At 61.7% G+C, this 15,452-nt stretch carries 9 protein-coding genes; 3 read left to right on the forward strand and 6 right to left on the reverse strand.

Annotated elements, in window-relative coordinates; all coding sequences use genetic code 11:
- Positions 1 to 337: 337 nt before the first annotated feature.
- Positions 338 to 1,228 (forward strand): TIM barrel protein, encoded by an 891-nt coding sequence (locus FJ404_17180; GenBank protein ID MBM3824591.1) that lies wholly within the window; start codon positions 338 to 340, stop codon positions 1,226 to 1,228.
- A 95-nt stretch (positions 1,229 to 1,323) separates the two neighbouring features.
- Here the strand turns inward: FJ404_17180 and FJ404_17185 are convergent, their stop codons facing one another.
- From FJ404_17185 to FJ404_17195, 3 genes are all read right to left on the reverse strand, one after another.
- On the reverse strand, positions 1,324 to 1,719 hold the full coding sequence (locus FJ404_17185) for a hypothetical protein (protein ID MBM3824592.1): 396 nt from the start codon (positions 1,717 to 1,719) through the stop codon (positions 1,324 to 1,326).
- A 469-nt stretch (positions 1,720 to 2,188) separates the two neighbouring features.
- A complete protein-coding gene (locus FJ404_17190) occupies positions 2,189 to 5,803 on the reverse strand; it encodes a hypothetical protein (GenBank protein MBM3824593.1) in 3,615 nt (1,204 codons plus the stop codon).
- A 206-nt stretch (positions 5,804 to 6,009) separates the two neighbouring features.
- A complete protein-coding gene (locus FJ404_17195; GenBank protein ID MBM3824594.1) occupies positions 6,010 to 6,801 on the reverse strand; it encodes an undecaprenyl-diphosphate phosphatase in 792 nt (263 codons plus the stop codon).
- A gap of 92 nt (positions 6,802 to 6,893) precedes the next feature.
- Here FJ404_17195 and FJ404_17200 point away from each other — a divergent pair, with 92 nt between their 5' ends.
- Together FJ404_17200 and FJ404_17205 are read left to right on the forward strand one after the other, a co-directional pair.
- Positions 6,894 to 8,939 (forward strand): hypothetical protein, encoded by a 2,046-nt coding sequence (locus FJ404_17200; GenBank protein MBM3824595.1) that lies wholly within the window; start codon positions 6,894 to 6,896, stop codon positions 8,937 to 8,939.
- Positions 8,936 to 10,273, forward strand: a complete 1,338-nt coding sequence (locus FJ404_17205) for a neuraminidase (sialidase)-like protein (GenBank protein MBM3824596.1) — start codon at positions 8,936 to 8,938, stop codon at positions 10,271 to 10,273. The genes FJ404_17200 and FJ404_17205 overlap by 4 nt, the downstream gene beginning before the upstream one ends.
- 18 nt (positions 10,274 to 10,291) lie before the next feature.
- Here the strand turns inward: FJ404_17205 and FJ404_17210 are convergent, their stop codons facing one another.
- The 3 genes from FJ404_17210 to FJ404_17220 are packed head-to-tail and all read right to left on the reverse strand — an operon-like array spanning position 10,292 to position 15,209.
- A complete protein-coding gene (locus FJ404_17210; GenBank protein ID MBM3824597.1) occupies positions 10,292 to 11,341 on the reverse strand; it encodes a hypothetical protein in 1,050 nt (349 codons plus the stop codon).
- 36 nt (positions 11,342 to 11,377) lie between these two features.
- Positions 11,378 to 12,796, reverse strand: coding sequence for a DUF1501 domain-containing protein (locus tag FJ404_17215; protein MBM3824598.1), 1,419 nt, complete (start codon positions 12,794 to 12,796; stop codon positions 11,378 to 11,380).
- The gene (locus tag FJ404_17220; GenBank protein MBM3824599.1) at positions 12,786 to 15,209 is read right to left on the reverse strand and encodes a DUF1553 domain-containing protein; all 2,424 of its coding nucleotides are present in this window, start codon (positions 15,207 to 15,209) and stop codon (positions 12,786 to 12,788) included. Before FJ404_17220 ends, FJ404_17215 begins: the two co-directional genes overlap by 11 nt.
- Positions 15,210 to 15,452: the final 243 nt, after the last annotated feature.

Raw genomic sequence — 15,452 nt, forward strand, 5'->3', positions numbered from 1 at the left:
GACCATTGTGGACGGCCATGCGGTGGCTTGTGGCGACGTGCTCGGTCTGGGTCATGATCAGTTGGTGGTCGGCTGGCGCGCCATGAACCGGCCCGGGGTGAAGGTTGGCATCCGCCTCTACTCCCCGCTCGACAACGCCGGTGCTGCTTGGAGAACGAGTGTGATCGACGACAATACCATGGCTTGCGAGGATCTCATGCTGGGGGACCTCAACGGCGATGGAAAGTTGGACGTGGTCGCGGCCGGCCGCGCCACCAAGAACGTCCGGATCTATTGGAATCGGGGAGGAAAATAGCCGCCCCGGAGGTGGCGCGGGAATTCTCCGGATTGCTTGCTCATGCCAAAGCTCGCTGCTTTTCCTAAAGCATTCCTGGATCCGTTGGTCGTGGACCGGTCCATGACGGTCCGGCAGTGGATCGAGATGGCGGCCACCTTGCCGATTGACGGTCTTGAGTTTTACTCAGGATTTTGGGAGCTGGAGGATCGCTCATTTTGGCCGGTGGCGCGGCGCATGGCGGAAGACCGCGGGCTGTCGATTCCGATGTTGTGCTGCTCTCCGGACTTCACCCATCCGAATCCCGCGTTTCGCCGCGAGCAGGTGCGGAAGGAAATTGGCTGGATTGAAATGTGCGCCGCGTTGGGCGGATCTTTTTGCCGGGTATTGTCAGGGCAGCGGCGACCGGAGGTGTCTCGTGAGGATGGGTTGCGTTACGCGAGCGAAGCCATCGCGGAATGCCTCACCGCGGCGGAAGCCTGCGGAGTGACCTTGGTGTTGGAGAATCACTACAAGGACAATTACTGGCAGTTTCCCGAGTTCGCCCAGCGCATGGAGGTTTTTTGCGAGCTGGTGCATAGGGTTCGATCCCCCCGATTTGGCGTCAATTTCGACCCAAGCAACACTCTGCTCGCCGGGGAGGATCCGCTGGAGTTGCTGGAAAGTGTGCTGGACCGCGTGGTGACCATGCATGCCAGCGACCGCTATTTGGCCGAAGGCACGTTGGAGGATTTGCGCAGGGAAGAGGACAGCGTCGGTTATGCCCGGCGGTTGCGGCACGGCGAGATCGGGAAAGGCTTGAATGATTACGACGCGATTTTCAGCCGGCTGTCAGGGGCGGGATTCAACGGCTGGATCTCGATTGAGGACGGGGTGGATGGCATGGAACAACTCCAACGAAGCGCCCATTTTCTTCGCGACAAGATGGCTCGATACTGGCCAGGCCAAGGATGATTCACGCACTCGGCCCCAACCGCTCCCACGGATGGGGGGGTACAAAAAAAGCGGCGGACCTTCCGGCCCGCCGCTCTTGAGAAATCGAGGTTGGCTTAGTCGGGTTTATGGACGCTGTGGCAGGCCTTGCAATTGACCGCTTCCTTGTATTTGGCCGCGGCGCCTTCTTTGCCTTTCTGCAGGTCGGTGGCAGCCGCCAGCAGCTTGCCTGTTTTTTCCTTCCAGCTACTCATGTCGCCTTTGGGAGGCTTGGCAGCGGCCATCTCCTTGTAGCAGGCCACGAGCTTTTTCAACTCGTCCGCGGAGGCGGTTCCATCGCCGGCTTTCTTGCAGACGGGATCCACGCCTTTCGGGGCTTTGTGGAACGTCTTCATAGCTTCTTTGATGGCGTCTTCCTTCGCTGCGGAGGCGGAGGAAACGGCGAACAACATCGAAACAGCGGTGAGCACACTGGCGATGCTCAAGGCAGTGAACGCGGAAGATTTCTTCATATGGCTCGGATGGGAAATGGAACTTGGTTGAACGCGTTATCCCATACCAATGACCCGCTTCGACTTCAAGGGAGATATGAGCGTTTTTGATGGGATCTCAGCCAATACTGGCGTTCTTGGAAGCCCCTTGCGGTGGGCTGGATTGCCTTTCTCGCGTGAAGGGTTCATACTGTCGTGATGGACTGGCAGCAATGGACTTCGCTCGCGATCGTGGCCGCGGCGGCGAGCCTCTTTGCGGTCTCGGGGTGGAGGCGTTGGTGTCGCCACCGGGACCCGGCGGGAAAGCTGGGCGCGGGCGGCGCTTGTGGCTGCCTCTCGCAACCGTTGCCGGGCTCACCACCACCGCGTTGGATCGTTTCGGGCCGGAAAGGGGAATCCGCCCGGATTTCCGAGCGGAACGAAACGAGCCACCCGTAATCGGGAGATGCGGCGTGAACGCCGTGCTCCGTGCGCGTGGGAAACAAGCTGGCTAGGGTTTCGGTGGAGCCGGTGGATTGGGCTTCGGGGCGGGGGGTTGTTCCCCGGCCGTGTCTGGTTTGGCCGGGGTCGTTCCGCTGGCGGGAGCAGGCGTCACATTCGCGGGTCGTCTGGCGCCTCCTGTCAAAGCGTTCAGAACATCGAGTCCTGTTTGAATGGGATTGGGCGCGGCTGGAGGTGCGGGCGGCTGAGCCGGTGCTCGTTGGCCGGGGGGTGGTTGTTGAGCCGGGATCGGAGGCGGATTGGGAGACGCGGGGGTCGCCGGTTTGGTCAACAAGTTCCCCACCGATTGGAGCACATTGCCCGCTTTCTCACCCGCAATGGCGGGGATGTTGGCCACGGACTTCAAGAGCATGCCTGATACGGCGAGTTTGTTGATGTCGGTTTCAGGGGCTCCCAGAGTTCCTTTCACGGTGGCGAAACGCGGCAGAGCGACCCACTGATTGGTTTCGGGCGTGCCCTCGGGGAGCAGGCCGGCTTTTTGCGCGATCCCTCGGGGCAGCGAAACGTCCACGGGCAGTTGGAGGGGTGACTGGTTGAGATCATCCGCGATCGGGATGGTGCCGGTGGAGCGGGCTTGCAACATCTCGCTGCGGACGGAGGTTTCTTTGACCAGAATCCGGCCTTGTGAGAAATCGGTGTGGAAGTCGAGGGTTTGCAGTGGGGATTTCAAGAGATCGCCCAGGCGCAGTGCGATGGCGATGGGAGTCAGAATCGCCTTCAAACGCGGGCTGACGATGTGAAGATTAGCGTTGGTGACGCTGACGCCGAGCTGGCCCCCAAGGCTTTTTCGGAGATTCGTTCCCGTGGTGCCCGCTCCTTTCACCTGCGCGTTGGCGATGAGGTTGCCCTGGAATTGTCCGCGATAATTCGGAACGAACGTGTTCACGAAGGGTTCGAGCGCCAGGCTCGGTGCGCGGAGCGAAAGGTCGTAGCGATAACCGGCCACTCCCATGTCGATGTCGCCGCTGAAGGCATTGGTCGTCCGATTCATGACGAATTGGAGGGGCTTGATCGAAACCTTGCCGCCCTGGATCTCTCCCTGGCAAACCATGTTCGACAACCCAATCTCGCCCAAGAAGAGCCTGCCCAACCGGATGTTCCATTGAGCGGGCTGAAACGGAGTCTGCACTGCCGCGGGTTCCGTTGCGGGAGCGGTGGCGGCGGGCTTGGCCGGGCTTGGCGGAGCGGTGGAGCTTGGCGCCCCGGCAAGAGCCTCGTACCAAGGGGTCAAATCGACGGCGGAAGAGGCAATGTCGAGATTGGCCTTCAGCCGGTTGGTATCACTTGGATCCAGTTTGCCGCGCACCTCGATCTCGTTCTTCGGGACCCGCGCCGTCGAACCCAGATTGAGGATCAACGTGTTGATTTCGTGGACGACGCCTTTGGAAGAGGCGTCGAAGACGAGGACCGGCGCCAGAGCCTTGGAGTTCCTGGCGTCTCCGCAGGGATGGACGACGACATTCGTGGCGGAAACCCGGCCTTTGTAGCTGGACGCGCTCTTGGGGTTGATTTCCGCGTGAGCTTCGCCTTCCAGTTCGGCGGTGACCAAGTTGGACCCAAAAGCGGTTCCTTGAATGAACGGACGGAGAAACTCCTGAGACACTCGAGAGAATGCGGTCTTGGCGCTGCCCTCGCCCGTTTTCAAATCGAACTGGCCTTTCACGCCGAACGTGGCGGGAATCTTGGACGAGGGTGTGCCAAGCTGGGCTTGCAGTTGGTTCACCTTGAGAATGTCTCCTTCCATCACCGCATCCAGAATGGCGGTCTTGGACCAGCCCTCCACTTTCAAGTCCTTGAACCGGGCATGGAGCCGCTCGGCCGTGCCGTCCACTCTGATCGAACGCCGCGGCGCGGCTTGGTTGGTGACCGCGGATTGTTCGGCGTGGAGTTTGAATCGGGTGGTGCCGTCCCGAACATCGAAGCCATCCACAGGAATCCAGGGAGTGAGTCGCGCGAGGGAACCCTCGACGTCCGCGTCCAGCGCTGCCGCTTGCGTCGCGGTGTCGAACCTGGCTTTTCCCGACACCGACAAAGCGGGAAGATTTGCCGACGCGAATTGCAGGCCGAGATTGGTGGCGGCGATGGCCTTGAAGTCGTTCACGGTTCCGGATGCCGTGACGGTGAAGGACGCCGGCGGCGCCGGGCGTCCGGGAACCAGCGAAACGAGTTCGGTCCCTCGAAGCTGAGCTTGAAACGCAATGTCCTTGCCGGCCTGCCGGCTGCGCACGGTCACATCCGCGGAAAGCAGGCCGTTCGGGGAATTGGTGGTCACCACGGGCATCCAATCGACGAGCCGCAATCCCGTGAGGCTCATTTGAAAGGAGGATTCCGAGGGTGCGCCGCCGCCCTGGCCCCAATCGAGGAGCATGGGTTGCGAGAGAGAAGCGCTTGCAACAGGAGCGCCCCCTTGCGTCGCCTCGAATTGGAACGCGCGCACTTCAGCCTGTTTCTTGGCCTGATCCAGCCGGGCTTGATACTTCAGAAGCACGTCCAGCTCCGGCGATTTGAACTGAGCGTGGGACACCGCAAGTTGTTTGCCGCCCAAGAGGCCTTCGATAGAGATCGTCTGGGCACCTTTCGTGATTTCAATCACGTTGGTGGTTTGCAGCGTGAGTTTCCCGAGATCGATCCCGGTCCCCAGGGTGGCCAGCCGGATCACGTCCGGGCCAATGCCCCGCACCTGGACAGCCAGCCTGCCTTCCTGCTCGAAGGACTTGAAAGGGCCGGCGACTTCGATCTCGCCTAGACGGTTTCCGCCGCGGTTGAACTTCAAGGCGAGCTGTTTGATTTCGGACGGAGTCCAATCCAAATTGACCAATCCTTGCAGATCTTTGAGTTCGGCGAAGGCGCCGCCGGCTTCTTCGATCGCCAGCCTGAATTGGCTAGCCTTGGCGCCCGCCAGTTGGAGATCGGGGGAGAGTGAGATTTCCAGAACTGTTTTCAATGCTGCGCGCAGGGATCCGGCGGGGGCATTCGAACCTTGTGCCGGAACGGAAGCAGCCAGTGCGGCTCCGAGATCGACCGAGAGCGCCTGGCCGTTGCGCAGAGCGCCCGTCTTTAGTTCCAGTCCGCCGAGCGAGAATTGCCGTGTCCCTTGAGGGGTTTGCTGGGTGTACTGGAAATCCAGCTTGGAAAGTTGAATTCTGCCAATGTCCAGCTTGGGCGGAGCCGTGGAGGCAGGCGGAGGGGAAGATCCGGAGCCTGGCGCGGATTTCAGGAGGGGGGTCCAATTGCGGGTGCCATCCGCATTTTCCTCGATCCGAATCTTGACGCCTTCGGCGATCGCTTCGGACACCTTGATTTCACCGCCGAGAATCGCGCGCAGGTCGTACTGGGCATGAACCCGATCGGCCTTGAGCAGGGGTTCGGTTCCCACCGTCTTAAGGTTCAATCCTTTGAGAGTCACCTGGGAGAACGGGCTCAGGGCAATTTCTTCTGCATCCACAGTGGCGCCAAGGGCGGCGCTGGCCTTGGGTAAAATGAAGGACTTGAGGAAGCCCGAACTGGTGACCACGAAATAAGCCGCCACCAGAAGCACGGCCACCCCGCCCAAGGAGAAGGCGAGGATCTTGCTCAATTTGCCAGAACGCTTGTTGTCAGACATAAAAACTTTATTTTACTGCTTCAGACCCGGCTGTCAAAGAAAGCGAGACGCGGCTCAGCAGTTCTCATTTCGGTGGGTAGGGCGCGTCACTCCGTGCGCGCCGCCTTTGGAGACACCCGGTTTCGGCGCGCAGCGGAGTGCGCGCCCTACCTTGATCAGTCAACATGAGAACTGCGGGACGCGGCTTGGAGTAGGATTCACCCCGATCAGTCACCCACCCACAGCAGGATGATCGCGCCCAACACAATCCGGTACCAGCCGAATCCGTTGAAAGTATGGCTCTGCACAAACCGTAGCAGCCATTTCACCGCGATGAACGAAACGATCGCCGACACCACGCACCCCAGCGCCAGATGACCCCAGTGCTCAGGAGCCGCGCTGGCATCCAAGTGCCGCACCGCTTTCAGCAATTTGACTCCGCCTGCCGCCATCATCGTCGGGATGCTGACCAAGAAAGTAAACTCGGTCGCCGCCGGACGGCTCAATCCCAGGCACAGCATCGCCAGGATCGTTGTGCCCGATCTCGAAGCCCCGGGGAAAACGGCCGCCAAGACCTGCCCCAAACCGACCGCGATGGCGATGGTCCAGGTGATGTCCTCCCCCAGTTTCTTGTCGCGCACGACATACTCCACCACCAGGAAAAGCACCCCGCCGATCAACAAGGCCCATCCCACCGGTCCCGGCTTTTCGGGCAACTGCAGTCCGCTCTTGTCCAGAAAAAACCCCAGCACCCCGGTGATGAAAAAGGCCAGCCCGACCTTGAACAGATAATCACGCGTGGCGGGCTCGCGTCCCTTGGTGAGGAAGGAAAGGATCCTCCCGCGAAAAAGGGGCAGCACCGCCATCACAGCCGCCGTTTGAATCAAGATGTTGAACAAGTCGGACTGGCGCGGCAGCCAGCGCTGAGCGATGAGCAAATGTCCGGTCGAGGATATCGGGAGGAATTCGGTGATGCCTTCGATGATCCCCAGCAACACGATCGACAACCAATCTGGCATGCGCGGGTTAGACTCGAAGCCAACCCGGGAGTCAATCTTGCCGTGAGCGCCGCCTTCCGGTAGCAACAGGCATGCACTACCTCCGGCGGCTCATGACCACCTTGGCTTGCTTGTGGATCCCCCACGTCCTTCTCGCCGACGGACCGGCGGACAACCTGCCGGACAAGGTCCGGCGCATCCCCCCTCCAGGCCTGGAATTGACCCGTTTTCAAAAGACGGAGCTGCAGGCCGTCCTCGGCGAATTCGACCGCGATCTGAACTTCGCGCGCAAGGAACTTGAAAAATCTCCCGCGTTGCTGTCGCTGCTTCCCGACGTCGAGGTCTTCGTCAAGGCCGCGGGCGACGCGCTGCAGCACGGCGAGTTCTTCAAAACCAACGAGGTCAGGGAGGCGCACGACGCGCTCCTCATCGCGCGCGACCGGCTCGCCCAATTGCGCCAGGGCCGCGCTCCCTGGACCCAGGCGACCGGCCTCGTCGTGCGCGGTTACCGTTCCGCCATCGACGGATCGGTCCAGCCTTACGGACTCGTGGTCCCTCAGGTGCCGGTGACGCCCTGGCGGCTGGACTTCTGGTTTCACGGGCGCGGTGAAACGCTTTCCGAGCTGGCCTTCATCACCCAGCGCCTGAGGAATCCGGGAGAGTTCACACCCGCCCGCGCGATCGTGCTTCACCTCTACGGCCGCTATTGCAACGCGAACCGCTTCGCCGGCGAGATGGATTTGTTCGAAGCCTTCGATCACGTCCGCAAGTTCTATCCGATCGACGACAATCGTCTGGCCGTGCGCGGATTTTCCATGGGGGGAGCCGCCTGCTGGCAGTTTGCGACGCACCATGCCTGGCGCTGGGCCGCCGCCGCCCCGGGAGCTGGATTTTCCGAGACCGCTGATTTCCTGAAGGTCTTTCAACAAGAACAGCTTAAGCCCATGTGGTGGGAACAGAAGTTGTGGCGCTGGTACGACGCCACGGAGTACGCCGCCAACCTGGTCCACCTCCCCACCGTCGCCTACAGCGGCGAAAACGACCGCCAGAAACAAGCGGCCGACCTGATGGCCGCCGCGATGAAAACAAACGGATTGGATCTGGTGCATCTGATCGGACCCAAAACCGGCCACAGCTACCACGCCGAAAGCAAAGTCGAAATCGAACGCCGGTTGGATTCCATCATGCACCAAGGGCGCAATCCGGTGCCTCGAACCGTCAGCCTCACCACGTTCACCCTGCAATATCCCCGCATGTATTGGGTCCGCGCGGAAGGATTGGAACGGCACTGGGAAAGAGCCAACATCCACGCCGAGCTCGAGGTGGAGCGGAATCAGGTTGAGATCCGCACCGCGAATGTGACGGGTTTGTGCCTGCTCTTCGAGGCCGGGCAATGTCCGCTCGACCCTCGACACAAAATTCGCCTCCGTTTGGATGGAAAGGTGGTGGAGGTGGACGGACCCCGTTCGGATCGATCCTGGACTCCGCAGTTCCGCAAGGTGGGATCGCGATGGGTGCAGGTGAGCGAAGACTCCGAAGGAAACCTTCGCGCCGGACGAGGGCTCGCCGAGGCCGCCGTGGTGGCTCCGGCCTTGCGCAAGCGTCCGGGCTTGCAGGGACCCATCGACGACGCCTTCATGGGGTCCTTTCTCATGGTGGGGCCGACGGGCAAATCGTCCGTGCCCGGCATGGATGCCTGGACCGAGCGGGAGATGGAACATGCTCGCGAGCATTGGCGGCGGCAGTTTCGAGGTGTGGCGCGGTTCAAGAAGGATGTGGAAGTCACCGAGGCCGACATCGCGGCTCATCACTTGATTGTCTGGGGCGACGCGGAGAACAACGACATGGTGCGACGCGTGGCGGATCGACTGCCCCTCCGTTGGTCCAACGGTTCACTGGCCGTGGGAAAGCGTCGGTTCGACGGGAATGCTTTGGCTCCCATCCTGGTCTATCCGAACCCGCTCAATCCCCGTCGCTACGTGGTGCTGAACAGCGGATTCACGTTCCGCGAATACGATTATCTCAACAACGCCCGGCAGACCGCGAAGCTGCCTGACTGGGCGGTGGTGGATATCACCACACCGGCGACATCCCGTTGGCCCGGAAAGATCATTGAGGCTGGATTCTTCAACGAGCATTGGCAACCCTCCCACCCATGAAGCATCGGATTTTTCCATCCCTCTTTCCCTGGACTGGTGGCCTATCCATCCCTGGGACGAGGGTGAATTTCTCGAGCTGGACCGCCCCGCTTCGAGCCTTCTCGCGGGTGGCGCTGGGCGCGGTTTGGCTCGCGTTAGGGTTCGCCTTGCACTCGGAATCGCCGTTTCACAAGGCAGAGCTTATTTTTCCGCTCGAACATTGGCACAACCACGGTTCCTGCATTGTGGAAACTCCCAAAGGCGATCTCCTGGTGTGTTGGTTCAACGGATCAGGTGAACGGCAAGCGGATGACGTCAAGATCGAAGGCGCCAGGCTCAAGCGTGGCAAGTCAACCTGGAGCTCCCGGTTTACCATGGCGGATACGCCAGGCTATCCCGATACCAATTGCTCCATGTTCATCGACCCCGAAGGACGGCTCTGGCTGCTCTGGCCCACCATCCTCGCCAACAAGTGGGAATCGGCGCTGATGAAGTACTTCGTCTCCTCGGATTACCACCGCCCGGGGCCGCCTCGATGGGACCGGCAAGAGGTCCTGCATGTCACACCACCCGACGCCTTCGCGGCCTCCGTTGAAAAATACGTCGCCGAAATGAAGATCCGCTATCCGTCCGAACCCTGGGCGGCGGAAAACCCCGAGCGCGCCGCCCGGTTTCTCGAAAGCCTGCAGACCCAGGCGGCCGACAAGCTGACCCGCCGGCTGGGTTGGATGACTCGCGCGCATCCGTTCGTGCTCGACCGCCAACGCTTGATCGTGCCGCTCTATTCCGACGGCTTTTCCTTTTCCATGATGGCCATCTCGGACGACTGGGGCCGCACCTGGCACACGAGCGCGCCGCTCTGTGGGCCGGGCAATATCCAGCCCAGCATTGTGCAACGACGCGACGGATCGCTCTACACGCTGATGCGGGACAACGGGCCACCGCCCAAGCGTCTCTTGCAAAGTGAGTCCTTCGATCGCGGCGAAACGTGGAGTCCGGTCACCGACAGCCCGCACCCGAATTCCGGCACAGGCGCCGAAATCATCAGGCTGCGCAACGGTCATTGGGTCCTCATCAACAACGACACCGAACGGGGCCGTTACAGCCTGGCCGTGTCGTTGTCCGACGACGAAGGGCGCACCTGGAAGTGGAAGCGGCACCTGGAGCCCGTTCGTCCGGGAGATGACCGCTACCATTACCCGAGCATCATCCAGTCGCGGGATGGCAGCCTGCACGCCAGTTACAGTTTCCACCTCGACGAGGCAAAGATCGCGCCGGATGCCTCAGGCAAGCGGGCTTTCAAATCAATCAAGCACGCCCACTTCAACGAGGCGTGGATTCGTTTGGGCGATTAGCCGCGAGTTCCCCGCGCATCAAGGGGTCCCGAGATTCGCTCCGGGCAAGCGGAAAGCGACGAAGTAAAAGCTTCGCTCGGGCGGAGTCTGAACGTAGAGGTCCAGCCTGCCCGTCGTGCCCGCGGTATGAAGATTGCGGTCGGGTTGGCTTGCTTCATTCAGCGCGAAGGGCAGCGCCGCCCAACTCAGCGCGCCCATCGCAGGGTTGCCGTAAACTTCATAACTGTACCCCGCCTGAGCGCGGAAGGTGATCCGGAAGCGTCGGTTGGCCAAACGTTCCCCTCGCACGACCAAGCCCCCAGGCTCGGGATAGGACGGTTCCAAGGGTGTGAATCCGCTGACGTAATCCCAAACGGCCTGTTCCTCTCCCGCGCTGGATCCCGGCACACGCGAGAATTGAAGCAGGATGGAGTCAAGTTGCGCTCGATCCTGGATGGATCCGAATAATCCATCGTTTTCACTCTGCATCGGAGCTCGATGGCCCTGGGCATCCAGAGCCACCTCGCGCCATCCGGTCTGGGTCGTGGTCCTCCGCGTCTGGCCGGGCAAGGTAATGCCCCAATGGAGGTGCCGCGCGCGTGAGGGATAAAGGCCCGGCTTGATCGTGCGAAATAAGAACTCCCCAGTCGAACCCGTCAGGTATTGCCCAAACCCGGCAAAGTTTGGGTCCATGGCCGGATTGCGCACCCCCTGCGTCGAGTAAAGATACTGGCCCGCCGCATCGGCCTGCCAAAGTTCCACCAGGGCCCCGCGCACGGGGTGGCCGGATCGATCGAGCACTCGGCCCCGCACGTAGGTGACGATGCCCGTGGCGGAGGTCAACGAATCGTTCAATTTCACGAGATCGTTGTCTTTGTCCAAGGGGATGTTCTGCGGCAAAGGATAGAATGGGCCTTGACCCACGGCGGGCGTGAGCGTCAAGGCCTCGGCCCAGAATCCTGGCCGGGAAAACCCGGCGGAAGCCGCGACCAGCGCCTGGAGCAATCGTCGGCGGGTCAGTCGGGGGTAAAACCCAAACGCTCGATGGCCCCCGGCCGGCCGGCGACGAACTGGAAGATGCGTTTTCATGGCAAGACATTCCCAGGTTGGGGACGCCTGAGCGAATCAAGTCAGAATCTCGCGCACGACATGGCCACGCACATCGGTCAGGCGGAAATCGCGCCCGGCGAATCGGTAGGTCAGTTTCTCGTGATCAAAACCGAACAAGTGCAAAATGGTCGCGTGCAAGTCATGAACGTGCGTGACGCGCTCCACGGCTTTCCATCCCAGTTCGTCGGTCGCGCCATGGACATGGCCGCCGCGCACCCCGGCTCCGGCCAGCCACATGGAAAACCCGTAGTGGTTGTGGTCGCGGCCCTGGCCTTTGCTGGAAACCCCCGGCGTGGGAATCTCCATCGTGGGGGTCCGGCCAAATTCGCCTCCCCACAGGACCAGCGTGTCCTCCAGCAGTCCGCGGGCTTTGAGATCCGCGAGCAGCGCAGCGATGGGCTGGTCACATTCCCTGGCCAGATTCCGGTGGTTCGATTCCAGCTGATCGTGGGCGTCCCACGGTTGCCCGGCACCCTGCCAAACTTGAACCATGCGCACGCCGCGCTCCAACAACCGCCTCGCCATCAAGAGTTGCCTCCCATAAACCGTCTCTCCATAGGCCTCTCGCACCCACGACGGTTCGCGTCCGAGATCGAACGCGTCGGTGGCCTCCATCTGCATGCGGTAGGCGAGTTCGTAGGACTGAATGCGGGTTTCCAACTCGGGTGAGCCGTTCCGCTCGTCCCGATGTTTCTCGTTCAACTTCTTCAGCAGATCCAGTTGGGCGCGCTGCCTCCCGGGCTTCAAAAAGTCGTTGCGGATGTTCTCGATCAGCTTGTCCACTTCACGCTCCTTGGTGTCGAGGTAAGTGCCCTGATGGGCGCCCGGGAGAAACGCCGAACGCCAGTTTTGCACCCCCACCGTCGGGTAGCCTCCCGGGCACATGACCACGAATCCCGGAAGATTCTGATTCTCGGCGCCGAGCCCATAGGTGAGCCACGAACCCAGGCTCGGTCGCGCTTGCCGGTTGTCACCGCAATTCATGAGCAGGAACGACGGCTCATGATTGGGAACATCCGCCTGCATGGAACGCACCACGCAGAGGTCGTCCGCATGACGGGCGACCTGAGGAAAAAGATCACTGATCTCGACCCCGCTTTGTCCGCGGGGCTGGAAGGCGAAGGGCGATCCGAAAGCCGCGCCTGTCTTGCGCTCGGTGCGCTCATACACCGGCAGCGGACGTCCGTGAAAACGTGTCAGCACCGGCTTGGGATCGAAAGTGTCCACATGCGACGGTCCGCCATTCATGAAGAGGTGGATCATGCGCCGCGCCCGTCCGGGATACTGCGGCGGCCTTGAGGCGAGCGGGCCATTCAGGTCTCGATCGCCCTTCACACTTGGGGTGCCGAGCATCGCCGCCAACCCCAGCAGGCCAAGTCCCAGGCCGCTCTGTTGCAGCCATTGCCTTCGGGAACGATTTCGATTAGTCCACATAGGCAAACTCGTTCGAGAGCATCAAGGCCTGAGCGTAATCATCCCAGCGCGCGGCGAGGTCCCCGCCTTCCTCCGGCTTCAGAAATTCAACCGCCCAAGCCGTTTCACCGGGGGTGGGGTCGCGTCCGAAGACGATCAGGCTGGCACGGCGCACGCGATCGTGAATGCGGATTGCGCCGCCCGCCTCCCGTTCGATCCGGCGGGCGAGGCTCTGCGCTTGTTCCCGGACGAAGGGATGGTTCATGAGGAAAAGGGACTGGGGTGCGCCGGATGTTTGGTGGCGTTGGGGGGAACAGGCGTCCGGCGCCGCGAAGTCGAAGGCTCGAAATACACCCGGAATATTCTGTCGATCGATGCGACCGTAAACCGCCCGGCGGCGGGCGGGTTTGTTTCCGGACAGGATGACCGAAGGTCCGCCCATGCGGTCCTCGAGGTTCGAGGCGACCGCCAGAAGCGAATCGCGCATGGCTTCCCAATCGAGACGGCGGCGATTCATGCGCCCAAAAAGGCGGTTCGCAGGATCTCGTTCCAAGGCTGCCTTTGATTCAAAACTCGACTGGCGATAGGTGGTGGAAAGGACCATCGCGCGGTGAAGGGATTTGATGGACCAGCCGGAATCCATCAAGCGCACCGCCAAATGATCCAGGAGCTCACGATGCGTGGGCGGATCTCCCCGCGTGCCAAAATCACCCGGAGTTCGAACCAGGCCGGCGCCGAAGTGATGCAGCCAGACCCGGTTGGCCATCACCCTTGCTGTCAGAGGATTCGAGCGATCGACAAGAGCCTGCGCCAACTCCAGCCTGCCGCTGCCGCGATCAAGGCCCACTGGGGTGCCGCGGCTCAACGCCGACAGAAAACGGCGCGGCGACAACGATCCGGGCTCGCTGGCGTTGCCGCGACGGAAAATCCTCGGTTCGCGAATGACCGCGGCTTCCTGCAAAACGTGGGCGTGAGGGGCCAGCCCTTTCGAGCTGATCCAATCCTCGATCGCGCGCTGCTGCTCGTGGTATTCATTTTGCGTCGTGGCATCGACGTAAAGATAGTCTTCGAGATCGTCCCAAGGCACTTCGAAGGGCGCCTGGGGACCTCGCAACAAAGGCTCGAAGGCAGCCCACTCCGGACCGGGCTGAGATGGCGCCGCGTCTCGATCGGGCATCCGCGGGTCGGCCTGACGCAAGAGATCTCCGAAAACGCGGGCCGCATCCGCCAGCCGCCGGGGTTGCTCCTTGCGCCAGGCGGCGAGAACAACCCCCATCGTCGTCGGCGACGAGGCGGCCCATTTTTCGACGGCTCCGAGCGAGCGCGACTCAAACTCAAACTCCTGAAGCCCGGCCGTTTCATGCCAAAGATTCATGAGCGGATGTTGGCCCTCGCGCGTGGCGGCCAGGAACAAGGCCAGCCGGTGAATCATGACGGGATTCAGATCTTTCTTGGCATCGATCAAGAACATGACCGGCAGAAAATTCGGCTGCACCTTCTCGGCTTGCGCCGCGAGAAAATACTCCTCGGCGCGCTCCAGAAAACTCTTTCTCAATTGATCGCGCTTGGTCCGGAGATACTCTTCGAATTTTCGTTGTTTCTTCTGGAATTCCCGCAAGTAGCCGTCGGGAAGGTCCGAGTCGCGCGCTGCGACCGGGGGCACACGAGGCTCGATCGAATTGTCGAAGACCCCGTAAAGCGCGTAATACTCCCCCATGCTGACGGGATCATACTTGTGATCGTGGCAGCGTGCGCAGGAGGCGGTCAGCCCGAGAATGCCCCGCGTCACCACATCGATGCGGTCGTCGATGATGTCAGGCCGGCTGTTGATGAAACGCTGGCCCAGGGTGAGAAAGCCAAGCGCGGCCAGCGCGCCCGGATCGCGCGAAGGCAGCCGGTCGGCGGCCATTTGTTCCAAAACGAATTGGTGGTAGGGCAAATCGTGATTGAAGGCGCGGATGACGTAGTCCCGGTAGGCCCAGGCACCGACGTAGGACGGATTGTCCTTCAGCCGGACGTAGCCCTTCGTGTCCGCGTAGCGAGCGACGTCGAGCCAGTGCCGGCCCCAGCGCTCCCCGTATCGGGGCGAGGCGAGCAATCGTTCGATCTGCCTTTCGTAAGCGTCGGGACGCGGATCCCGCACGAAGGCTTCCATCTCCTCCGGTTCCGGGGGCAAACCCAGCAGATCGAAATGGATCCGGCGAAACAGCGTGCGGCGGTCCGCTTCCGGAGACATCTCGAATCCTGCTTCCCGAAGCTGCGCGCGGATGAAGGCATCGATGGGGTCTCGATCCTTTGGGTCGGCGGTCGGCGGCTTGGGGCGGGAAAGAGGAGCGAAGGCCCAATGCGAGGCCGATGACCCTGAGGCCGCGGCAGCAAGGAGGCTGTGCGCGGCGATCACGAAGAGCGCGAGCAAGGCTATTCGCCGGGGCATGACGGGATTGTAGTGTCCCCGCCGCGATGGTGAAAGGACGAATCGTGATTAGCGTCGGAACCCCGTGTATCCCGATGTTGTTGGTAGGGCGGGCCTGTCCCAGCCCGCCGCCCACTGGATGCAAAACATCATGCTCCGGCGGCGCGCCGGGACGGACGCGCCCTACCTGCATCACCGGCAACATCGGGATGCACCGGTCGGAACCCGGTGCATCCAGAGTTTGTCGGTGACCGGGTTGTCTTG

Source organism: Verrucomicrobiota bacterium, from assembly GCA_016871495.1.
Taxonomy (GTDB): Bacteria; Verrucomicrobiota; Verrucomicrobiia; order Limisphaerales; family VHDF01; genus VHDF01.

What these genes read in the sequence shown, in the direction of transcription:
- FJ404_17195 (MBM3824594.1), bottom strand. Translation starts at nt 6,801, where the DNA reads ATGCCAGATTGGTTGTCGATCGTGTTGCTGGGGATCATCGAAGGCATC.
- FJ404_17205 (MBM3824596.1), top strand. Translation starts at nt 8,936, where the DNA reads ATGAAGCATCGGATTTTTCCATCCCTCTTTCCCTGGACTGGTGGCCTA.
- FJ404_17190 (MBM3824593.1), bottom strand. Translation starts at nt 5,803, where the DNA reads ATGTCTGACAACAAGCGTTCTGGCAAATTGAGCAAGATCCTCGCCTTC.
- FJ404_17220 (MBM3824599.1), bottom strand. Translation starts at nt 15,209, where the DNA reads ATGCCCCGGCGAATAGCCTTGCTCGCGCTCTTCGTGATCGCCGCGCAC.
- FJ404_17210 (MBM3824597.1), bottom strand. Translation starts at nt 11,341, where the DNA reads ATGAAAACGCATCTTCCAGTTCGTCGCCGGCCGGCCGGGGGCCATCGA.
- FJ404_17185 (MBM3824592.1), bottom strand. Translation starts at nt 1,719, where the DNA reads ATGAAGAAATCTTCCGCGTTCACTGCCTTGAGCATCGCCAGTGTGCTC.
- FJ404_17180 (MBM3824591.1), top strand. Translation starts at nt 338, where the DNA reads ATGCCAAAGCTCGCTGCTTTTCCTAAAGCATTCCTGGATCCGTTGGTC.
- FJ404_17215 (MBM3824598.1), bottom strand. Translation starts at nt 12,796, where the DNA reads ATGTGGACTAATCGAAATCGTTCCCGAAGGCAATGGCTGCAACAGAGC.
- FJ404_17200 (MBM3824595.1), top strand. Translation starts at nt 6,894, where the DNA reads ATGACCACCTTGGCTTGCTTGTGGATCCCCCACGTCCTTCTCGCCGAC.